Source organism: Salinispora goodfellowii (genome assembly GCF_059570675.1).
The window spans coordinates 272,184-293,306 of sequence record NZ_JCANTD010000002.1; the positions used below are offsets into that span (position 1 = coordinate 272,184).

Below are 21,123 nucleotides of genomic sequence, written 5' to 3' on the forward strand. Positions count from 1 at the left end.
GGGAGTGAGCGCTGTGAGCCGGATCGTGATCATCGGCGGGGGGCCGGCCGGTTACGAGGCGGCGTTGGTCGCCGCCCAACTGGACGCCGATGTCACCGTGGTCGAGGCAGACGGTGCCGGCGGTGCCTGCGTGCTGTCCGACTGTGTGCCGTCGAAGACCTTCATCGCCAGCTCGCAGCTGGTGACCGGGTATCGGGACACGGAGGAGTTCGGGGTCCACCCGGCCGGGCCGGCGGCGGTCACCGTTGACGCCCCGGCGGTGCACGCACGGGTCAAGCGGCTCGCGCTCGCGCAGTCCGCCGACATTCACGCCAAGTTGGTCAAGGCCGGGGTGACGTTCGTGGCCGGCAGCGCCCGGCTCGGCGAGGACACGCTCGGTCACAGCCACCGGGTGATCGTCACACCGGCGGACGGCGGCACGGACTACCGGATCGATGCCACCACCGTCCTGATCGCCACCGGCGCGACCCCGCGCCAACTCCCCACCGCGCTCCCGGACGGTGAGCGCATCCTCACCTGGCGGCAGGTGTACGACCTTCCCGAGTTGCCCCGGCACCTGGTCGTGGTCGGCTCTGGCGTCACCGGCGCCGAGTTCGCCAGCGCCTACCTGGCGATGGGGATCGAGGTCACCCTCGTCTCCAGCCGGGACCGGGTGATGCCGCACGAGGACGCCGACGCGGCGATGGCGATCGAACGGGTGTTCCGCAGCCGGGGGATGAGCATCCTGAACAACTCCCGGGCCAACGCCGTCCGCCGGACCGCCGACGGCGTCGAGGTCGAGCTCGCCGACGGGCGCCGGGTGCACGGTTCACACGCGCTGATCGCGGTGGGCTCCATTCCCAACACCACCGACCTGGGGCTGGCCGAGTACGGCGTCGGGCTGGCCGGGGGCGGGTACGTCGCGGTCGACCGGGTGTCCCGGACCAACGTGCCCGGCATCTATGCCGCCGGTGACTGCACCGGGATGCTGCCGTTGGCCAGCGTGGCCGCGATGCAGGGCCGGATCGCGATGTGGCACGCGCTCGGCGAGGCGGTTCGGCCGCTGCGGCTGCGTACGGTCGCGGCGAACGTCTTCACCGACCCGGAGCTGGCCACGGTCGGCGTCTCCCAGGATGAGGTGGACGCGGGGAAGGTGCCGGCCCGGCAGGTCATGCTGCCGCTCGCCGGCAACGCCCGGGCGAAGATGGACGAGGTCCCCGACGGCTTCGTCAAACTCTTCTGCCGGCCCGCCAGCGGCCAGGTGATCGGTGGCGTGGTGGTCGCCCCGAAGGCCAGCGAGCTGATCCTGCCGATCACGATGGCGGTGGAGAACCATCTGACGGTCAACGAGCTGGCGCAGACCATCACCATCTACCCCTCGCTCTCCGGCTCCGTCACCGAGGCCGCCCGGCAGTTGATGCTGCACGAGCCGGAGTAGCCAGTTCCACATCCAGGGGCGTGCGGCGTCCTGTCCGCTCGGCGGATCATCGTCGAGCACTGGCCACGCGTCGACCAGTGCCCGGTCTGCGGCTGTGGGTGGCCGGGTAGGCCGACCAGTACCGCATACGACTACCTCACCTCGGTTGGCCAGGGCTGTTGGGTGCCTTCCGCTCGTTCGCGGGCTCGACGGTGAGGTCGGCACCGGGTCGGCGCGACCGGAGGTGGGCCAAATTCAGGTGCGGGCTCGACACTGCTCGCCGTAACCTCGCCCCATGCAGGCTGCGGTAAGGAGCACGACGCCGGGGAACCCCGGCATACCGCGCTGACTTTCACTGTCAACGAGGCCCCGGGGCGAGCGCCCCGGGGCCTCGGTTGCGTTCCCGGTACCGATCGCTCCGAGCGCCGTACCCGAACCAGGAGCGCGACATGATCGACCACCGTAGGCTCGGCCGCGAGCTGGGCCTGTTCACCTCCGACCCGCTCGCCGGCGCGGGGCTGCCGCTCTGGCTGCCGGCCGGGGCGGCGGCCCGGCACGCCGTCGAGGAGTACCTTCGGGATCTCGAACGCCAGGCCGGCTACCAGCACGTCGTCACCCCGCCCCTCGGTCGGCGGGAACTCTTCGAACGCTCCGGGCACCTTGGCCACTTCGCCGAGGAGATGTTCCCACCGATGCGGCTGTCGGCCGACGACGAGCTCCTGCTCCGCCCGGCGCTCTGCCCACACCACGCGTTGGTCTACCGGTGCCGGGGACGATCCTGGCGGGACCTGCCGCTGCGGATCGCCGAGCTGGGCGGGATGTACCGGGCCGAGCGCTCCGGTGTGCTGGGCGGGCTGGCCCGGGTGCGGGCGATCTCGCTCAACGACGCCCACAACTTCTGCACCCTGGAGCAGGTCGGGGCGGAGGTGGCGGAGATCCTCCGGCTGATCCGCGCGGCACACGCCGCCCTCGGCGTACGGCCGGCGGGTTTCCGCCTGTCGCTTCGGGGACCGGGTCGGCGCTACGTTGGCGACGAGGCCGACTGGGCGCGGGCCGAGGAGTTGCTGCGTGCCGCACTGCACGAGGTGGAGTACACCGAGGGCATGGGTGAGGCGGCCTTCTACGGACCCAAGATCGATATCCAGGTGGCGGACGCCGCCGGTCGGGAGTGGACTCTCTCCACCATCCAACTCGACTTCGACAAGCCGGAGCGGTTCGACCTGTCGTACGTCGACGCCGGTGGTGCCCGGCGCCGGCCGGTGCTGGTGCACCGCAGCCTCGTCGGGAGCATGGAGCGGCTGTTCAGCTACCTGATCGAGGTGCACGAGGGGGCTTTCCCCGTCTGGTACGCGCCGGTTCAGCTGGTGGTCCTGCCGGTCGCGGCCGAGCAGGACGGCGCGGCTGACGAGTTCGTCGCCGCGGCGCGCGCCGCCGGCCTGCGGGCCGAGGTGGACCGGGGCGGCTCGCTGGGCGGACGGATCCGCGACGCGGCGCAGGCCCGGGTCCCGTACGCCGCGGTGGTCGGCCCGCGGGAGGCCGCCGCCGGACGGGTGTCGCTGCGGCTGCGGGACGGCCAACACCTGGCCCCGCTGCCCACCGCCGAGGCCCTCGCCCTGGTTACCCGGGTCGTCGCGACCCGCTCGCCGGAGCTGCTCCCACCGGGCTGAGCGGCACGCCGAGAACCGCCGGAAACCCGGGTGATCCGGGTTGCCGGCGGTCGACTCGCCTTCCGTGCGGTAGGCGTTCTTCCGTGGTCCCCGGTGCCCCTCCGCCGGCTACGGAGCCGAGATCGGCTCGGATTCGGTCGGCCGGCCCTGGGTGAACTGGGACCGATGCAGGCCGGCGTACGGGCCGTCGGCCGCCAGCAACTCGTCGTGGGTGCCCTGTTCGACGATGCGCCCGTCCACCATCATCAGGATCAGGTCGGCGTCGCGGATGGTGGAGAGCCGGTGTGCGATCACGAAGCTGGTGCGGTCGGAGCGCAGTGCCGCCATCGCCCGTTGGAGCAGCACCTCGGTCCGGGTGTCCACGGAGCTGGTGGCCTCGTCGAGGATCAGCAGCGACGGCTCGGCGAGGAAGGCGCGGGCGATGGTGATGAGCTGCCGCTCGCCAGCGCTGATGTTGCTTCCCTCCTCGTCGATCACGGTGTCGTAGCCGTCGGGCAGGCTGCGTACGAAGCGGTCCACGAAGGTCGCCCGGGCCGCCGCCAGGATCTCCTCCTCGGTGGCGTCGGGTCGGCCGTAGGCGATGTTCTCCCGGATGGTGCCGGTGAACAGCCAGGTGTCCTGGAGCACCATGCCGATGCGACCGCGCAGGTCGTCCCGGCGTAGCCCGGTGATGTCCACGCCGTCGAGGGTGATCCGACCGGCGTTCAGCTCGTAGAAGCGCAGCACCAGGTTGACCAGCGTGGTCTTGCCGGCCCCGGTCGGCCCGACGATCGCCACCGTCTGGCCGGGTTCGGCGGTCAGCGACAGGTCCTCGATCAACGGCTTGTCGGGCGTGTACCGGAAGCAGACGTGCTCGAACGCGACCCGTCCGCGGGGTGCGGTCAGTTGGGCCGGGGCGGCCGGTTCCGGAGTCTGCTCCTCGGCGTCGAGCACCGCGAAGACCCGCTCGGCGGAGGCGACCCCGGACTGGAGCAGGTTCATCATCGCGGCGAGCTGGGTGAGCGGCTGGGTGAACTGGCGGGAGTACTGGATGAATGCCTGCACGTCGCCGAGGGTCATCGTGCCCGAGGCGACCCGGAGCCCGCCGACCACGGCGATCGCCACGTAGCTCAGGTTTCCGATGAACATCATCGCCGGCATGATGATTCCGGAGATGAACTGCGCCCCGAAGCTGGCCTGGAACAGCTCCTCGTTCTTGGCCGTGAAGGAGGCTTGCACGGCCCGCTGCCGGCCGAAGACCTTGACCAACTCGTGGCCGGTGAAGGCCTCCTCGATCTGACCGTTGAGCTCAGCGGTGTGCGTCCACTGGGCGACGAACCGCGGCTGGGACCGTTTGGCGATCTGCTGGGTGACGAGAACCGACAGGGGCACCGCCACCAGTGCGATCAGGGCCAACAGCGGCGAGATCCAGAACATCATGGCGAGCACCCCGACCACGGTGAGCAGCGCAGTGAGCAGCTGGCTCAGGGTCTGCTGCAGGCTGACCGAGATGTTGTCGATGTCGTTGGTGACCCGGCTGAGCAGTTCGCCGCGGGGCTGTCGGTCGAAGTAGGGCAGGGGCAGCCGGTTCAGCTTGGCCGCCACGTCTTCTCGTAGCCGGTGCACCGTCCGCTGCACGATCCCGGTGAGCAGCCAACCCTGCCCCCAGATGAGCAGGGACGCCGCGACGTAGAGGGCGAGCGCCAGCAGCAGCACCCGGGCCAACGCGGCCGAGTCGATCCCGGCGCCGGGAACCACGCCCATCCGGGTGATGATGTCGGCGAAGCTGTCGTTGCCCGCCGCGCGGGCCGCCGCGGCGGCGGCTTCCGTCGTCGTGCCGGGTTCGAGCTGTCTCCCCAGCACCCCGGCGAAGATCAGGTCGGTGGCGTGGCCGAGCACTCTCGGGCCGACCACGTTCAGGCCGACACCGAGCACCGTCAGGGCGATCACCCCGATCAGGGGGAGGCGGTGCGGGCGTAGCCGGCCGAGGAGGCGCCGAGCCGACGGCCCGAAGGACATCGACCGTTCGGCGGGCATACCGGGCCCCGGCCACGACGGTCCGCTGCCGCGTTGGCCGCCGGCTGGTAGCCGCTGGGGGGTGGGCTCCTCACCGGGAGGGTTCTTCTTCGGTACGGCTGGAGCGCTCATGCCGTCACTCCCGTGCTCTGCTGTGATGCGACGATCTCCGCGTACGTGGGGCAGGTCGTCAGTAACTCGGCGTGCCGGCCGATCCCCACGACGCCCCCGTCCTCCAGCACCACGATCCGGTCGGCGTCTGCCACGGTGGCGACCCGCTGCGCCACGACCACCACCGCCGCGTCGGCGGTGACCGGGCGCAGCGCCGCCCGCAGCCGCGCGTCGGTGCCGAGGTCAAGGGCGGAGAAGGAGTCGTCGAAGAGGTAGATCTCCGGTCGGCGCACCAGCGCCCGGGCGATGGCCAGCCGCTGCCGTTGCCCGCCGGAGAGGTTGGTACCCCCCTGCGCTACGGGTGCGTCCAGCCCGTCCGGCATCGCCGCGACGAAGTCGCGTGCCTGCGCCACCTCCAGCGCCGCCCACAGCTGCGCCTCGGTCGCGTCCGGGTTGCCGTGTCGCAGGTTGCTGGCGATCGTGCCGGTGAACAGGTACGGGCGCTGTGGCACCAGGCCGATCCGCTGCCACAGCGCCTCCGGTGCGAGCTCCCGGACGTTGACCCCGTCCACCAGCACCGCACCGGAGGTAACGTCGATCAGTCGTGGGATCAGGGCGAGCAGGGTGCTCTTGCCGGCGCCGGTGCTGCCGATGATCGCGGTGGTCGTGCCCGGGGTCGCCCGGAACGACACGTCCCGCAGCACCGGTTCGGCCGCGCCCGGGTACTGGAACCGCACCCGGCGCAGCTCCACCTCGGCTCGGCCTGGCGGTGCGGTGACCGGCTCCGGCGGGGGCGTGACCGAGGTCTCGGTCGCCAGCACCTCGCCGACCCGCTCGGCGCAGACCGCCGCCCTCGGCACCATCATCAGCATGAAGGTGGCCATCATGACCGCCATCAGGATCTGCATCAGGTACTGGAGGAAGGCGGTGAGGGAGCCGACCTCGATGGCGCCGGCGTCGACCCGTCCGGCGCCGAACCAGAGCACCGCGACGCTGGAGACGTTGAGGACCAGCATCACGATCGGGAAGATCAGTGCCGCCAGTCGGCCGGTCTGTAGGGCGGTCGCGGTCAGGTCGGTGTTGGCGGCGGCGAAGCGCCGGGTCTCGTCCGGCTCCCGGACGAACGCCCGGACCACGCGGATGCCACTGATCTGCTCGCGGAGGACCCGGTTGACCGTGTCGATCCGGGTCTGCATGAGCCGGAATCCGGGCACCATCCGTCGAATCACCTGGCCCAGGCCGAGGGCCAGGACGGGGACGCAGACCAGCAGCAGCCAGGAGAGCCCGAGGTCCTCGCGGAGCGCCATCACCACCCCGCCGACGCTCATGATCGGCGCGGCGACCAGCATCGTGCAGCTCATCAGCACCAACATCTGCACCTGTTGCACGTCGTTGGTGTTGCGAGTGATCAATGATGGTGCGCCGAAGTGGGCGACCTCGCGCGCGGAGAAGGTGTTGACGTGGGCGAAGAGCGCCGACCGGACATCCCGGCCGTACGCCATCGCGGTGCGGGCGCCGAGGTAGACGGCGGCGATCGAGCAGACGATCTGGACCAGGCTGACGACGAGCATCCAGCCCCCGGTGCGCAGGATGAAGCCGGTGTCGCCGCGGGCCACCCCGAGGTCGATGATGTCGGCGTTGAGGCTCGGCAGGTACAGCGAGGCGATGGTGCCGACGAACTGGAGGGCGATCACGGCCGCCAGCGGGCGGTGGTAGGGGCGTAGGTAGGTGCGGAGTAGTTGGATCAGCACGCCGGCTCTCCGTTGGGCTCGCCTCGGTCGGCCCGGGCGGTCAGAGTGACCAGCGCCCGAGCGGCGCGTCCGGGCGGGGGGTTACGTTCACCCGGGCAGGTTAGTGGCCGGATCGTCAGGTGCCAACCGAAATGGCGACAGCGGTGGCGACGAAAGACTCCCCGTAGATCTTGTCGGTGGCAAGACTCTCCTCCATCTCGGCATCTTGTCAATGGCAAGATATGCTTTCGGGATGACCGGCGTACGTGGCTACCATCACGGCGATCTTCGGCGGACCCTGCTCGCCGCCGCCGCGGTGGCGATCGAGGAGTCCGGGCCCGCCGCCCTGAGCCTGCGGGACCTCGCCCGCCGAGCCGGCGTGTCGCATGCGGCGCCCGCCCATCACTTCGGCGACAAACCGGGGCTGCTCACCGCGCTCGCGGTCGAGGGCTTCGACCTGCTCGCCGCGGCCCTGCCGGCCGGTGACGGTCTGCTCGAGATGGGGGTGGCCTACGTGGACTTCGCCGTCCGGCGTCGGGCGCACTTCGAGGTGATGTACCGCCCCGACCTCTACCGCGCCGACGCGCCGGAGGTGGTGGCGGCCCGAGGACGATCGCGTGCGGTCCTGCGCTCGGCGGTGGTTGACCTGCCGCCGGGGCCGGGCGCGGTGGGCGGTGCTGCCGGGGACGCGCTCGCCGCCTGGTCCATCGTGCATGGCTTCGCCACCCTGTGGAATGCGGGCGCCCTGCCGGACGAGGCGGGGGATGATCCGCGCGAGGCCGCTCGGGTCGTCATCCGTCGGCTGTTCGGATCCCGCGTTGACGCGCGAGGTCGGGCGGCTCCGCCGGCGCGGTCGCCACGTACTCCCGCATAACCTCGGCCACCTCCTGGAGGAAGGTGGCCGTAGCGGCTGCCTGCTCCGGCGTGAGCCGGTCGACCGCCTGTTCGATGCCGGCCAGCATCGGCCGCAGTGCCGCCGACACCTCGTCGTACCCCTCGTCGGTGACCTGCAGCGCCACCCGGCGGCGATCCTGCGGATGCGGCGTGCGCGCCAGGTGGCCGGCTCGGACCAGCCGATCCACCAGCGCGGTGGCCGAGGCGGACCGGATGCCGAGTCGGTTGCCCAACTCCACCGGGCCGAGCGGGTCCGGGCTGGCGGCGAGGTGGTCGATGGCGGCGGCGTCGGTGACCCCGATCCCGAGCCGGCGGGCCAGCGCCCCCGGGGTGCCGCTGGCAGCCCGGATCAGCTCGCGCAGCGCCCGGGCGGTGCGGCTGGTTGAGGGCGCTTCGCTGTACGGCCCGCGACGCGAGCCGACGGTGGTTGACGCGGCGCTGTCCACGGGACGAAGCTAGCAGCTCAGGTAGCTAGATAAACTAGCGATCGGAGCGGGTATGCCGAAGCAGGGACGCGGCCGCTGGTGGGGGCTGCTCGCCATCAGCCTCGGCGTCGCCACGATCATCGTCGACGTGACGATCGTCAACGTCGCCATCCCGGCGATCATCGCCGACCTCGGCGTCAGCTCCGCCGGGGCGCAGTGGGTCCAGGAGGCGTACACCCTCGTCTTCGCCGCCCTGCTCCTGGTCGCCGGCCGCTTCGCTGACCGGGCCGGCCGCCGGCGGATGTTCGTCGTCGGCGTGCTGGTCTTCGTCGTCGCCAGCCTGCTCGCCGCGTCCGCCGGCTCCGGTGCGGAGCTGATCGGGGCGCGGGTGCTTCAAGGGCTCGGCGGCGCGATGATGCTGCCCACCTCACTGTCGCTGCTGAACGCGAACTTCGCCGGCCGAGAGCGGGCGATCGCCTTCGCGGTCTGGGGCTCCACCATCGGTGGGGCCGCCGCGCTCGGCCCGCTGCTCGGCGGCTGGCTCACCACCGAGCTCTCCTGGCGGTGGGCCTTCGGCATCAACCTGCCGATCGGCGTGCTGGTCGTCGTCGCCACGCTCGCGCTGGTCCCCGAATCCCGCGACGACCGGGCCGAGCGCGGCGTTGACCTGGTCGGGGCGCTGCTGTCGGTACTCGGCATGACCGGCGTCGTCTTCGCCCTCATCGAGGGGCGCACGTACGGCTGGTGGGGGCTGGCGAAGCCGATCACTCTCTTCGGCCTGGACTGGCCCGCCGCGATCTCACCGGTGCCGGTCGCCGGGCTGACCGGCCTGGCCGCCCTCGCCCTTCTGGTCACCCACCAGGTGCGCCGGAACCGGGTCGGGCGGCCGGCGCTGATCGACCTGTCGCTGTTTCGGATCCGCTCCTTCCGGACCGGCGTCACCGCCGCCGCGATCGTCAGCCTGGGCGAGTTCGGCCTCCTCTTCGCGCTCCCGCTCTGGTATCAGAACGTGCTCGGCTACAGCGCCTTCCACACCGGCCTGGCGCTGCTGCCCCTCGCCGTCGGGAGCTTCCTGTCCAGCGCGCTCGGAGCGTTTCTCGTCCGGCGGTGGGGCACCACCCGGGTGGTGCAACTCGGCGTGGCCGCGGAACTCGCCGGCATCGCCGGACTCGGCCTCGTGGTCGCCCCCGACACCCGCTGGTGGGCTCCGCTCGGCCTGCTCTTCGTCTACGGCGTCGGCGTCGGTCTGGCCACCGCCCAGCTCACCGGGGTGTCACTGCGAGAGGTGCCGGTCCGGCGCAGTGGCCAGGGATCCGGGGTGCAGAGCACCGCGCGGCAGGTCGGCTCCGCCCTCGGCATCGCCGTGCTCGGCACGGTCCTCTTCGCCGGGCTCAGCGGGCTCCTCGGCGCGCGGCTCGCCGACCGCTCCGAGCTCGATTCCATCCAGCGCGAACAGGTGGTGACCGAGGTCCGGGAGAGCGGCGGCGCGGCGATCGCCGGGCTCGCCGCCGACCCCCGCACCGCGCCGATCGCCGAGGAGGCGAAGGCCGCCTTCGCCGACGCCACCCGGTACGCGGCCTTCACCGCCGCCGGCTTCCTGCTCATCGGGCTGATCGCCTGCGCCCGACTGCCCCGGGACCGCCCCGGGGCAGCAGACCCGGCGCCGACGCCACAGCCGGCGCCGACATCGGCGGGCAGCCCGGCCCGCTAGACCCCGCTAGACCGCGGTGGGCCGCCGGCACCGGGTGGCGTCCGGTGCCAACACCGGGGGCTTAGGTTCTTGCGTGTCAGCGCCGGGCGTGCTGTACGAACGCCTGCCACGCCTCCGGACCGAACACCAGGGCCGGTCCGGTGGGGTCCTTGCTGTCCCGGACGCCGACGACGCCGGGAAGGTTGTCGGCGACCTCCACGCAGTCCCCGTTACCAGAACCGGAACTTCGGGTGGATTTGCGCCACGTGGCGCCGTCGAGGTTCATTGCTGTTGCCTCCGTAGTTCCCGCGCCACCGACGCGGCGGCTTTCTGCGACTCTACCGGGCTCAGGGCAGAGGCTCGGAGGTGATCGAAAGCCAAGGTGTATCGCCCGACGTCGCGGGCCCTCTCCACCGGGGTGTCCCCGGTCAGCGCCTCGCGGAACGCGATCGTGGGGTACTCCGCAAACTCCATGATCGTAAACGAACCGTTTAGCCCAGCATGCCAGCCGATATCCGACGGTAGTACCTGAACCGTCACCCCTGGCGCGGGATTAGCTACTCGCTCAACCTGCTCCGCAAGCACATCGGCCGGCCCGATTCGGCGCCGTAGCAGCGATTCGTCCAGGACGACCCACAGGTTTAACCCATCCTCCATGATCCGCTGCTGACGCTGCATGCGAGCCGCCACCAGCCGATCCACCTCCTCGGGCTCCGTTCGTACGGGGTCTGAGGCGAACAGCGCCCGAGCGTACGACTCGGTCTGGAGCAGCCCGGGGAAGACTCCCAAGGACCAGACATTCAAGGACGTGGCGTCGTTCTCGAATCCAATGTAGGACCCGAGGGGGCCGGTGATGACGTCCCGGTACGACTCCCACCAACCCCGCTCTCGTCCGGCGCGGGCAAGCTGCCAGTGCCGATCCTGTTCGTCCGGGTCGGTGACGCCGTACAGGTTGAGCATCAGCATCAGATCCCCCTTGGACACAGGGGATACGGCGTTCTCGATCCGACTGACCTTCGGCTGGCTGCTGGCAAGGTGCTCCGCGACCTGAGCCGTGCTTAGCTCGGCCGCCTCTCGAAGCGCCCGGAGCATCATTCCGAGCCGTCGACCCGCCATGTTGCCTGGTTGGTACCGCCGTGAGTTGGCCATGCATCGCATCGTACTCACGCGGACGTGAGTCCAGATACCCCGAAGGTCGGCACGATTTGAATCGGGGTATTGCATTACCGTGCGTGCATGATGCACGATGGACCCGACGTAGCGCCCCATGTGCAACCCCGTATAGGTCGCCACATCCCCCGGCCGTGCAGGAGGAGACATGCGCCCCAGTCGTTGGTTCCGCCGGCAGAGGAAGAGTTCGCCGCCCCCCGCGATTGCACCGCAGCCGAGGAACGACGTCCCGTACCCCGTGATGGTGCAGCGCGCCAGGCCGGTCAATCTGCCGGCGTGGATGACCCAGCCCACCGTCGCCAATCCCCAGGTAGGCCGCGTCGGCTGGCTCACCCCGGCCCAGCAGTGGCGAGCCAACGGAGGCCGCTGGTGACCGCGCACCGGCCGCCTGCCCAGAGCGCCGACAGGCGAGACTGAGGAGACGTCGATGGTTGTCGTTGCTATTGCCGTCGTCGTTGGGTTCGTCGTTGGGGTGGTCCTGGGCCTGGTGACCAAGAGCCGTTCGGGCAGTTGGTGCCCCCGCTGTGGTGACCTCAAGCGCTGCCTACGTGACCACCACACACGCGGGAGCCGGCCGTGAGGAGAAAGGCACACGACCCCATGCGCCCGCTGTGGCGGTGCCGGGCCTGCGGCGCCGACTGGCCCTGCCAGCCCGCGCGGCTCGCGTTGCTGGCCGAGTATCGCGGCCGGAGGTCAGCGCTGCTGGCCCACCAGGGCAAGCTCCTGGCCGAGGCATCTGATCAGCTATCCCGGCTCAACGGCACCAGGCCCGACCTCAGGGAGAGGTTTGTGCACTGGTGCTGGCGAGCGGAACCCGAACACCCCACAACCAGCGCCTTCGAGCCGGGAGACCTGGACCTGGACCTGGTGTTTCGCGGAATCGAAATGATCATCCGTAGCCACTGGGGAGGACGGACCTGCCCCCGGTGCGTGAACAAGGGTTGTCCACATCTCGACTGGGTCGACGGCTGGCTGGCCCGCCTACGACGGCCACCGCAAGGCCGTCCTGCGACGGAGGGCCCAAAGCGGTAGCAAGTGCCTCAACCGAAGAAGCCGGCCGTAGCTCCTCCACTCAAGCACGATCACCCACGACATGATCGACAACCTCGCCAAACACCTCACCGTTCGAAACCACTCAAAACGTGTGTAGGCGCCAGGGTTGCACAAGCAGAGTCGTACTCGGCTACGGGTTTCGGTGTGCTCCGATGGTCGCGTGGAGGGCAGTACCCACTCCGAGTAGGACGACGGCGGCCACTGTGTACGGCACGGCGTCGAGTGGCGCGAGATCCCACAGCAGCAGGTTCGCCCCATCGTCCCCGTTCTGGGGGAACTGCCCGGCCACCAGTGCCCGAACGATCACGAGCCCGCAAGCCACCGCGGTGCCTGCCCAAACCTGGACGATCAAACCTATTCCGAGGGCGATCATGAATGACCGGATGGCGGGCATCGGTCCGGGTAGGTCCTCGGCCACAGAGAACGGCCGCAGGAGCAGGATCATCACGCCCAGAATGCCGTACGTGGCCACGGTGAAGGCTCGGATGCCGACCAGACCGGGATGGCGTCGTTCGAGGAACCCCACCCCGCTTCCGAGGCCCAGCAGCGCACCGACGGCCAGGACGGCTGGAAGAAACGTGACGTCGTCGCTCAGGGGGAAGGGCCAGTCGGCCGATTCGAGCCGCTGCCACAGGTAACAGGCAGCCACCACGGCACCGGCCGCTAGGTAGCCGGCGAGTCCGTGCACGCGAAGCCACAGTAGGGGCAGCGGTGCGCCATCGCGGATATGTGACGTCGTCATGGCGCGGTCAGCACGCCGAGGCGGCGGCGTGGCGGCCACGCCAGGCAGCGAGGTCGTCAACCGGGCCCGCGAGCGCGGCCGTAAACAATTCTTGGTACAGGTCATCCAGCTCCGGGTAAGCGGTGGACCATTCCTTCACTGGTGTGCCGCAGCGTAGAGTTTGCGCGCTGTGCCACTGGCCGGCGAGTTGTTCGACCAACGTCTCGTCTTTCATGAACCCGGCATCAATGCCAATTACTCCATTGCCGTCTCGGAACCAGTCCGGGTTGCCGGCCGGCGCGCTCATGCCGAGCTCCTCGTACTGCCGCACATCCCCGGGCACGACTCCGCTGACCTGCTTAGCTGTCTCGACCATGCGGACGACATCGTCCAGATGCCGCCGGTGGTCATCCCAGAGGCAAACCCGTGGCTGCTGCCCACCGCACACCTGATGTTGCGCTGACGAAAACCGGGCAATCGGCTCCCCTCCGAGGTCGGACAGCGCCAGCCCGATCGGGATGCCGGCGGCCCCCATCACTGCGACGCCGACAGCCGCCACGCCGACCCGACGCCAGCGCATCGGACTCGTCACGCCCCACCCGAAACCGGCGGCGACCAGCGTGAACATGGCGACCAGCGCGGCAACCCAGACCAGCTTCAGGACCAACACGTCCACCCTCGGCTCACCCCACAGCGGACCAGTGCCGTAGTAGAGAAACAGGTGACGGAACGAGTCCGGCGCATCGAAACCTGTCATCATCAGGGCCAGGCCGCCGATGAGCACGAGCAACGGAGTGATCGGCTTCGGCCAGAGCGAGCCGACGACGGTGCCAGCCACCAATGCCAAGACGATGCCCGCCACACCGAGCACAACATTGCCCACGCCGAGCCGGTGCCCAGGGTCGGCTGCCGCCGACACCGCGACCGCGCCCACCACCAGAAACAGGTAGCCAGCCAACACCCAGAGACCTATAGCCGCCGCTCTGAAAAGGACCAAGTGCCACGCGGGTCTACTCGAGAGCACATCAAGGGCCGCAGTCCGGCGGCGGTTACGGGAAGGAAACGCTGCCGCGGCGATACCCGCGCAAACAGCGGCCAGAACAGGCGTGATCTGCTGAATGGTCCCCGTGGTCAGCAACGGAGACCCGAACCAGACACGACGAGACGGCAGCAGTAGCAGCGCACCGAGCACAAACACCCCCGCCATCAGCGCCGGACCGACCCAGCGGGGATAACCCAACCTACTCACGCCGACACCCCAGCCTTCGTGGCGAGCTGCAGATAGCCCGACTCGATCGCACTCATACCTTCAGTCCCAGCACTCGCATCGCCAGCATTGGCCAGCTCTGCCGGCGTCCCGTTGAAGACCACCCGGCCCTGCAGGAAAACCAGCACCGAGTCGCAGGTGTGCATCACATCGTCCACGATATGAGTGCTTACTAAAACGAGCCGTGACTGCGCCGATTCCCGGAGTTGATTACGCAGACCGACACGCTGCGCCGGATCAAGCCCGACAGTCGGCTCATCAAGGATGACGACCTCTGGGTCGTGCACAATCGCCTGGGCCACCCCCACGCGCTGCAACGTGCCACCAGAAAGGGTACGCAGCTTGGCCTTCGCATATTCCTGCAGGCCGAGTCGCTCGATGGCCGTCGCGACAGCGGCCGCGGTCCGGTTCCGCGGAAATTCGCGAAGCCAGGCAGCATAGCGGAGAAAGTCCGTAACTGTGAGCCCGCCAGGGTAGGGGAAATTCTGCGGCTGGAACCCCACCCTGCGCCGCAGCCGGCGCACCGACTTTACGTCAGCTACCCGCTCCTCACCCAAACTGATCGACCCGGAGGTGGGGGCCTTCAACAACGCCAAGGTGTTAAGCAGCGTCGTCTTACCCGCACCGTTCGGACCGAGAAGCCCCACTACCCCCGGACGGAAATCGTGAGTGAAGTCGTGCACCACCTGCTTCCGGCCGTAGCCCTGACACAGGTTGCTCGCCACCAAACTCGCCACGTGATCGTCTCCGCTAGTAATGTGGAGCCACGCCTGAGCGTGACCCCCTGGGCGTGGCTCCACATCGTACTACCACTTCGAAAAATCCATTTGAATGGTTTTCAGGACGGGCCGTAGACCCGGAAGGTCTTCAGTTTGGTTACGGTGCGTAGCACTGCGGGGAGCTCCTCCAGGGGCCGCCGGAAGCCCGTTCTGAGGACTTCAGGTGTGCGACGGCACACTCGACCGCCGCCCGTGGCCGGTTCAGGGCGGTGTTGCATCGCTTGCGGACGTCGGTCAAACTCCCGGCCGGGGTCCACCAACACCGCGTCCCGCCGCGCGCGCTCCCGCACCTGTTCGTACCGCGGCGTCAGCACGCGGTGCACAGCGACAGCACCCGGGGCCGCACCGTCGGCGCGCCCCACTCCGCCAGACAGGACAGTTGCCCGTACCGCCAGTCGACTTTGCTCTTGATCCAACCCGGTAATAGGCTCCCCCGACGTCACCCAGTTGCGTCACCAGCGCGGAACGCGACGTTGCGGGTCACCAACTCGTCGGGAGCGGCATCCCCTCGGTGTAGCCGGCCGCGCTCTGCACCCCGACCAGTGCCCGCTCGTGGAACTCGGTGAGGTTGTGCGCCCCGGCGTAGGTGAAGGCGCTACGTACCCCGGAAATGATCTCGTCAACGAGGTCCTCCACGCCCGGCCGGTCCGGGTCCAGGTACATCCGCGCCGACGAGATGCCCTCCTCGAAGATCGCCTTCCGGGCGCGGTCGTACGTGGAGTCCTCCGCCGTCCGCGCGCTGACCGCCCGGGCCGAGGCCATGCCGAAGCTCTCCTTGTAGCGGCGGCCGTCGGCGTCGGAGTAGAGGTCGCCCGGGGACTCGTAGGTGCCAGCGAACCAAGAGCCGATCATGACGTTCGAGGCCCCTGCGGCCAGCGCCAACGCCACATCGCGGGGGTACCGGACCCCGCCGTCCGCCCACACGTGCCGGCCCACCGCCCGCGCCGCCGCGGCACAGTCCAGGACCGCCGAGAACTGGGGTCGGCCCACCCCGGTCATCATTCGCGTGGTGCACATCGCCCCCGGCCCCACACCGACCTTCACGATGTCCGCACCCGCCGCAACGAGATCGCGTACGCCGTCGGCGGTGACCACGTTGCCGGCCGCGACCGGAACGGCCGGATCGAGCGCGCGTACCGCCCGCAGGGCGGAGAGCATCCGTTCCTGGTGGCCGTGCGCCGTGTCCACGACCAGGGTGTCCACCCCGGCCTCCAGCAGGGCGCGCGCCTTGCCGGTGACGTCGCCGTTGATGCCCACCGCCGCGGCGATGCGCAGCCGGCCGAGGTCGTCGAGCGCCGGTCGGTACAGCGTGGCGCGCAGCGCACCAGACCGGGTGAGTACGCCGACCAGCCGTCCCTGCTCGTCCACCACCGGTGCCAGCCGCCGCCGGCCGGCCGAGAGCCGATCGAAGCCGGTACGCGGATCGGCGTCCGCCGGAACCGTGTGCAGCTCCACCGACATCACATGCTGTAGCTGCGCGAACCGGTCCACGCCCACCGTGTCCGCCTCGGTGACCACCCCGACCGGCCGGCCGGACTCGTCCACCACGACCACCGCGCCGTGGGACCGCTTCGGCAACAGGTGGATGGCGTCGCCGACGGTATCGGTCGGACCCAGGGTGATCGGGGTGTCGTACACCAGGTGCCGCTGCTTGACCCAGGCGACGACGTTCGCGACCACCTCGATCGGGATGTCCTGCGGGATGACCGCGATGCCGCCCCGCCGGGCCACGGTCTCGGCCATCCGGCGGCCCGCCACCGCGGTCATGTTCGACACCACCAACGGGATGGTGGTGCCGGTGCCGTCACCGGTCGACAGGTCGACGTCGAGCCGGGACGCCACCTCGGAGCGGGCCGGGGCCATGAAGACGTCGTTGTAGGTCAGGTCGTGCGCGGGGACCGCGCCGTGAAGGAACCGCACCTGGACATCATGACTGGCTGCCCCGAGTCGCGTTCCCCGGGTCGGCCAACATCCCGCCGGCTGGTCCACCCGGGCGGTGCCCGTAGCGCCGCTGCCAAGGCGGCAGGGTCGTCGGTGTGCCTCTCCGACAGCGGCGATCAGGTCGGTGAAGGGGCCGGGGCCGGTGTGCCGTGGCGGCCGGCGCCCCTCACGCGATGGTGCAGATCGCGCCACCAGCGGTGATCACCGCGCCGATTTCGGCGGCGAGGCTGCTGACCGTGCCCGCCTGGTGCGCGTGCAGCGGCTGCTCCATCTTCATCGCCTCCAAGACCACGACCAGGTCGCCCTCGGCCACGACGTCGCCGTCGGCGACCGCGATCTTCACGATCGTGCCCTGCATGGGGGAGGTGAGCATGTCGCCGCTGACCGCGGCCCCGGCCTTCGCCCCGCCGCGCCGACGGGCCGGCTTCTTCGCCGCGGGCGTGGCGGCGGCCGTACCGGCGCCGAAGCCGGCCGGGAGGTTGACCTCCAGCCGCTTGCCGCCCACCTCCACCACCACGGTGTCGCGCTCCGCCGGGCCCTCGATGGGGCCGGCGGTGGCGGTGAAGGGCGGCACGGTGTTGTCGAACTCGGTCTCGATCCACCGGGTGTGCACCGTGAACGGCTCGGCGGTGAAGGCCTCGTCCCGGACCACCAGCCGGTGGAACGGCAGCGCGGTGGCCATGCCCTCGACCACCATCTCGTCCAGCACGCGACGGGCCCGCTCCAGGGCCTCGGTACGCGTCTCGCCAGTCACGATCACCTTGGCGAGGAGCGAGTCGAAGTTGCCGCCGATCACATCGCCGGCGGAGACCCCGGTGTCGACCCGTACTCCCGGACCGGTCGGTAGGCGCAGTGCGGTGATCGTGCCCGGGGCGGGCAGGAAGCTTCGGCCCGGGTCCTCACCGTTGATCCGGAACTCGATGGAGTGCCCGCGGGGCGCCGGGTCCGCGGTGAACCGCAGCTGCTCCCCGTCCGCGATGCGGAACTGCTCCCGGACCAGGTCGACCCCGGCCGTCTCCTCGGTCACCGGATGCTCCACCTGAAGTCGGGTGTTGACCTCCAGGAAGGAGATGGTGCCGTCGGCGCCGACCAGATACTCCACGGTGCCGGCGCCGTGGTAGCCGGCCTCCCGGCAGATGGCCTTGGCCGAGTCGTGGATCTGCTGGCGCTGCGCGTCGGTGAGGAACGGTGCCGGGGCCTCCTCGACCAGCTTCTGGTGCCGGCGCTGGAGGGAGCAGTCCCGAGTGCCCACCACGATGACGTTGCCGTGCTGGTCGGCGAGGACCTGGGCCTCGACGTGCCGAGGCTGGTCCAGGTACCGCTCGACGAAGCACTCACCCCGGCCGAACGCGGCGACCGCCTCCCGGGTGGCCGACTCGAACAGGTGCGGGATCTCCTCCATGGTTCGGGCCACCTTGAGGCCGCGACCGCCCCCGCCGAAGGCCGCCTTGATGGCGACCGGCAGGCCGTGGTCAGCGGCGAAGGCCAACACCTCGTCGGCGCTGCCGACCGGGTCCGGGGTGCCGGGGACCAGCGGTGCGCCCGCGCGTTGCGCGAGGTGCCGGGCGGTCACCTTGTCGCCCAGGTCGCGGATCGCCTGTGGGCTCGGCCCGATCCAGGTCAGCCCGGCGTCGATCACCGCCTGGGCGAAGTCGGCGTTCTCGGAGAGGAAACCGTAGCCCGGGTGCACCGCGTCGGCATCCGACCGCGCCGCGACCTCAATCAACTTCTCCGTGCGCAGATAGCTGTCGGCGGCGGTGTCACCGCCGAGCGCGTACGCCTCGTCGGCCAGGGTGGCGTGCAGGGCGTCGCGGTCGGAGTCCGCGTAGACGGCGACGCTGGCCAAACCGGCATCGCGGCACGCGCGGATGACGCGGACAGCGATCTCGCCGCGGTTGGCGATGAGTACCTTGCGCACCTTGGGGGCTCCTCCCGGGGTGTTCGTTGACGGGGAGTGTAACGGCCCTGTCGAAGCTCCCTAACGAGCGCTCAGTGTGGGATGCCGCACTGTCCGTTCACCGACCTCGCCCCGGGCGGGATGGCCCAGGGCGGGCGCCGGGTCCCGCTGCGGGCCGGTCAGCGCACCCGGGCCAGGGTCAGCCCGTCGGCGATCGGCAGCATCACCGGGTCAACCCGTACGTCGGCCAGTACCTCGTCGTTGAACGCGGCGATGGCCCGGTCACCGGCGTCCTGCGGGGCGAGTACCCGGCCGTCGCGGAGGACGTTGTCGACGGCGATCACTCCGCCGGGCCGCATCCGGGGCACCAACTCCGCCCAGTATGCCGAGTAGCCGACCTTGTCCGCGTCGATGAAAGCGAAGTCGAGGTGGCGGTCGGTCGGTAGTTCCCGCAGCGTCTCTCCGGCGGGGCCGATCCGCAACTGCACCCGGTGGTCCACACCGGCCCGGGTCCAGTGGCGCCGCGCGATCCCGGTGAACTCCTCCGAGACGTCGAAACAGTTCAGCTGCCCGTCCTCGGCCAGCCCGCGGGCGATCGCCAGCGCGGAGAGCCCGGTGAAGGTGCCGACCTCGACCGCTCGTCGCACCCCCAGCAGCCGGGTCAGAAAGGTCAGGAAGGCGGCCTGCTCCGGCGCCACCTGCATCTGTGCGTCCTCCGGCAGGTGCGCCCGGGTCTCCTCGATCAGGTCGAGCATGACCTGATCCGGTGGGCTTCCGTGGGTGACCAGGTACGCGTGCAACTCCGACGTCAACGGGATGGATTTGGTGGTCAACGCTGCTCCTTCGTGCTCTCGACGGCGAGACTGTCGCTGGTCAGGATCCAGGGTTCGGCATCGGGGCAGCCGGGGCGCCGGACGTTGGGGCGCTCGGCGTGCCCCGGTGCCACAGGTCGGTGATCTGTAGACCAAGCTCGGCCAGGAGGCGGCGCAGCAGCGGCAGGGAGAGGCCCACCACCGTGCCGGGGTCGCCCTCGATCCGCTCCACGAACGGCCCGCCCAACCCGTCGATCGTGAAGGCGCCGGCCACGGCCAGGGGCTCGCCCGTGTTGACGTACGTGGCGATCTCGTCGTCACTAACCGCGGCGAAGTGCACGGTCGTGGCGGCGACGGCCTCCGCCCGCCGGGACGCTGTCACGTCAACGAGGCAGTGCCCGCTGTGCAGGATTCCGCTGCGCCCCCGCATCCGCTCCCACCGGCCGATGGCGTCGGCCCCATCGGTGGGCTTGCCGAAGATCTGGCCGTCGAACTCCAGCACCGAGTCGCACCCGATCACCACGGTGCGCTGGTCTTCGGCGGGGCGCAGCCGGGTCAGGACCGCCTGCGCTTTCAACCGGGCCAGCTCAAGGCAGAGCTCATCCGCGCGGTCGCTGGAAACGAGGGACTCGTCAACGCCGCTGACCAGCACATCCGGCTCGATCCCCGCTGCCCGGAGGGTCTTGCGGCGGGCCGGGCTCGCGGAGGCGAGGACGAGGCGAAGCGGTAGAGATCCAGACACGACACCGACGCTACCCGATCCGTCCCCGGCGCTTGGGAGGCTGAGCTGCCGGCCAGTGGGAGCACCGCGTCGGACTCACCCCTGATCTGACTCCCCCCGATGGTCGGGATCCCCGGTGCGCGGCGTCTCGTCGGAGTTGAGGTGGGTCGGGCCCGCCGGGCGGTCCGTCGGTGCCGAGGACCCCGGTGCGGCTCCGAGGGGCGGGATGGTGGACGTGCCGGGGATGCCCCTGCCACCCCCCGGGCGCGAACCGGCGCCGCCGGTCGGTGTGGTGCCCGCGCCGCCGCCGCCGATCACTCCGCCGCGGGGGCGGCGTGGTGGGCCGTCGGTGGGGGAGGGGCAGCCCGCTCCCGCGCTCGGGTCGGTGCTGCCGGGCGTGGGGGTGGGGGTGGTCTGGTTCTTCGATGGGGCCGGCGTTGGCTCGGGGGCGGCTCCGGGCGACGGGGGTGAAAGGGGCATGGGAACAGCCGGCTTCGGGCCTGCCGCCTCCGACTCGTACGGCCGCTCCTGTTGGAGCTTCGCCTGGTGCTCCTCGGGTATCTCCACAAGGCCGCTGAGGCTGGGAATCTGGGCCGCTGGACGGCCCTCACCCTCCTCGATCATCATCCCTCCTGTCTGTAACCGCGCCATTTCCAGGAGTGAGGGTAGCGGGTGTGGGAGGGGGGTCGCAGCCCTAGAATGGTGCATATTGGATTAGCTACCTTGAGTTGGATGACCTCGTAGTTGGAGTCACCCGCTCGTGTGTCCACGCGAATCGTGGACGCGGAAACCGGTAGCCCGCCCCACCGGTTCGGGGCTGCCGCGGTGTGGATTTTAGTTGCGCGGTGGCGTGC

18 protein-coding genes are annotated in these 21,123 nt (G+C 70.3%); 5 read left to right on the plus strand and 13 right to left on the minus strand.

The window, feature by feature from the left end:
* The first annotated feature begins 13 nt into the window (after positions 1-13).
* On the plus strand, positions 14-1,417 hold the full coding sequence (locus T398_RS03680; RefSeq protein ID WP_496444540.1) for an NAD(P)H-quinone dehydrogenase: 1,404 nt from the start codon (positions 14-16) through the stop codon (positions 1,415-1,417).
* Positions 1,418-1,845: 428 nt separating this feature from the next.
* Entirely contained in the window at positions 1,846-3,063 is a 1,218-nt protein-coding gene (gene thrS / locus T398_RS03685; RefSeq protein WP_496444542.1) for a threonine--tRNA ligase, read from the plus strand.
* 108 nt (positions 3,064-3,171) lie between these two features.
* Here the strand turns inward: thrS and T398_RS03690 are convergent, their stop codons facing one another.
* A complete protein-coding gene (locus T398_RS03690; protein ID WP_496444545.1) occupies positions 3,172-5,190 on the minus strand; it encodes an ABC transporter ATP-binding protein in 2,019 nt (672 codons plus the stop codon).
* The gene (locus T398_RS03695; protein ID WP_496444548.1) at positions 5,187-6,920 is read right to left on the minus strand and encodes an ABC transporter ATP-binding protein; all 1,734 of its coding nucleotides are present in this window, start codon (positions 6,918-6,920) and stop codon (positions 5,187-5,189) included. The genes T398_RS03690 and T398_RS03695 overlap by 4 nt, the downstream gene beginning before the upstream one ends.
* A 232-nt stretch (positions 6,921-7,152) precedes the next feature.
* On the opposite strand from T398_RS03695, the gene T398_RS03700 reads away from it, so the two are divergent.
* Positions 7,153-7,773, plus strand: a complete 621-nt coding sequence (locus T398_RS03700; RefSeq protein WP_496444550.1) for a TetR/AcrR family transcriptional regulator — start codon at positions 7,153-7,155, stop codon at positions 7,771-7,773.
* Here the strand turns inward: T398_RS03700 and T398_RS03705 are convergent.
* The gene (locus T398_RS03705) at positions 7,691-8,239 is read right to left on the minus strand and encodes a MarR family winged helix-turn-helix transcriptional regulator (RefSeq protein WP_496444552.1); all 549 of its coding nucleotides are present in this window, start codon (positions 8,237-8,239) and stop codon (positions 7,691-7,693) included. The two genes, T398_RS03700 and T398_RS03705, sit on opposite strands and share 83 nt — an antisense overlap.
* Before the next feature lie 52 nt (positions 8,240-8,291).
* Here T398_RS03705 and T398_RS03710 point away from each other — a divergent pair, with 52 nt between their 5' ends.
* Positions 8,292-9,929, plus strand: coding sequence for a DHA2 family efflux MFS transporter permease subunit (locus tag T398_RS03710; RefSeq protein WP_496444554.1), 1,638 nt, complete (start codon positions 8,292-8,294; stop codon positions 9,927-9,929).
* Positions 9,930-10,005: 76 nt separating this feature from the next.
* Here the strand turns inward: T398_RS03710 and T398_RS03715 are convergent, their stop codons facing one another.
* Both T398_RS03715 and T398_RS03720 read right to left on the minus strand, forming a co-directional pair.
* Positions 10,006-10,194, minus strand: a complete 189-nt coding sequence (locus tag T398_RS03715; RefSeq protein ID WP_029128940.1) for a DUF397 domain-containing protein — start codon at positions 10,192-10,194, stop codon at positions 10,006-10,008.
* Positions 10,191-11,003, minus strand: coding sequence for a helix-turn-helix domain-containing protein (locus T398_RS03720; protein WP_496444932.1), 813 nt, complete (start codon positions 11,001-11,003; stop codon positions 10,191-10,193). Before T398_RS03720 ends, T398_RS03715 begins: the two co-directional genes overlap by 4 nt.
* 675 nt (positions 11,004-11,678) lie before the next feature.
* Here T398_RS03720 and T398_RS03725 point away from each other — a divergent pair.
* Positions 11,679-12,110 carry a flavin reductase gene (locus T398_RS03725; protein ID WP_496444934.1) on the plus strand — a complete coding sequence of 144 codons (432 nt, stop codon included), beginning with the start codon at positions 11,679-11,681 and terminating at the stop codon, positions 12,108-12,110.
* 151 nt (positions 12,111-12,261) lie between these two features.
* Here T398_RS03725 and T398_RS03730 read toward each other — a convergent pair whose 3' ends face one another.
* The 8 genes from T398_RS03730 to T398_RS03765 all read right to left on the minus strand — a co-directional run bounded on the left by T398_RS03730 (position 12,262) and on the right by T398_RS03765 (position 20,893).
* Entirely contained in the window at positions 12,262-12,912 is a 651-nt protein-coding gene (locus T398_RS03730) for a hypothetical protein (protein WP_496444556.1), read from the minus strand.
* The gene (locus tag T398_RS03735; protein WP_496444558.1) at positions 12,881-14,044 is read right to left on the minus strand and encodes a hypothetical protein; all 1,164 of its coding nucleotides are present in this window, start codon (positions 14,042-14,044) and stop codon (positions 12,881-12,883) included. Before T398_RS03735 ends, T398_RS03730 begins: the two co-directional genes overlap by 32 nt.
* Positions 14,045-14,097: 53 nt before the next feature.
* Positions 14,098-14,856: an ABC transporter ATP-binding protein gene (locus T398_RS03740; RefSeq protein WP_496444560.1), complete on the minus strand. Its 759-nt coding sequence runs from the start codon at positions 14,854-14,856 to the stop codon at positions 14,098-14,100.
* 522 nt (positions 14,857-15,378) lie between these two features.
* Positions 15,379-16,818: a GuaB1 family IMP dehydrogenase-related protein gene (locus tag T398_RS03745; RefSeq protein ID WP_496444562.1), complete on the minus strand. Its 1,440-nt coding sequence runs from the start codon at positions 16,816-16,818 to the stop codon at positions 15,379-15,381.
* Between the two features lie 187 nt (positions 16,819-17,005).
* On the minus strand, positions 17,006-18,757 hold the full coding sequence (locus T398_RS03750; RefSeq protein ID WP_496444564.1) for an acetyl/propionyl/methylcrotonyl-CoA carboxylase subunit alpha: 1,752 nt from the start codon (positions 18,755-18,757) through the stop codon (positions 17,006-17,008).
* Positions 18,758-18,915: 158 nt separating this feature from the next.
* Positions 18,916-19,569, minus strand: coding sequence for an O-methyltransferase (locus T398_RS03755; RefSeq protein WP_496444566.1), 654 nt, complete (start codon positions 19,567-19,569; stop codon positions 18,916-18,918).
* A gap of 40 nt (positions 19,570-19,609) precedes the next feature.
* Complete coding sequence (locus tag T398_RS03760) at positions 19,610-20,290, minus strand: Maf family protein (RefSeq protein WP_496444568.1); 681 nt, start codon at positions 20,288-20,290, stop codon at positions 19,610-19,612.
* A 75-nt stretch (positions 20,291-20,365) separates the two neighbouring features.
* Positions 20,366-20,893: a hypothetical protein gene (locus T398_RS03765; RefSeq protein ID WP_496444570.1), complete on the minus strand. Its 528-nt coding sequence runs from the start codon at positions 20,891-20,893 to the stop codon at positions 20,366-20,368.
* Between the last annotated feature and the right edge of the window lie 230 nt (positions 20,894-21,123).

What these genes read in the sequence shown, in the direction of transcription:
- thrS (WP_496444542.1), top strand. Translation starts at nt 1,846, where the DNA reads ATGATCGACCACCGTAGGCTCGGCCGCGAGCTGGGCCTGTTCACCTCC.
- T398_RS03690 (WP_496444545.1), bottom strand. Translation starts at nt 5,190, where the DNA reads ATGAGCGCTCCAGCCGTACCGAAGAAGAACCCTCCCGGTGAGGAGCCC.
- T398_RS03700 (WP_496444550.1), top strand. Translation starts at nt 7,153, where the DNA reads ATGACCGGCGTACGTGGCTACCATCACGGCGATCTTCGGCGGACCCTG.
- T398_RS03710 (WP_496444554.1), top strand. Translation starts at nt 8,292, where the DNA reads ATGCCGAAGCAGGGACGCGGCCGCTGGTGGGGGCTGCTCGCCATCAGC.
- T398_RS03715 (WP_029128940.1), bottom strand. Translation starts at nt 10,194, where the DNA reads ATGAACCTCGACGGCGCCACGTGGCGCAAATCCACCCGAAGTTCCGGT.
- T398_RS03720 (WP_496444932.1), bottom strand. Translation starts at nt 11,003, where the DNA reads ATGATGCTCCGGGCGCTTCGAGAGGCGGCCGAGCTAAGCACGGCTCAG.
- T398_RS03725 (WP_496444934.1), top strand. Translation starts at nt 11,679, where the DNA reads ATGCGCCCGCTGTGGCGGTGCCGGGCCTGCGGCGCCGACTGGCCCTGC.
- T398_RS03765 (WP_496444570.1), bottom strand. Translation starts at nt 20,893, where the DNA reads ATGATCGAGGAGGGTGAGGGCCGTCCAGCGGCCCAGATTCCCAGCCTC.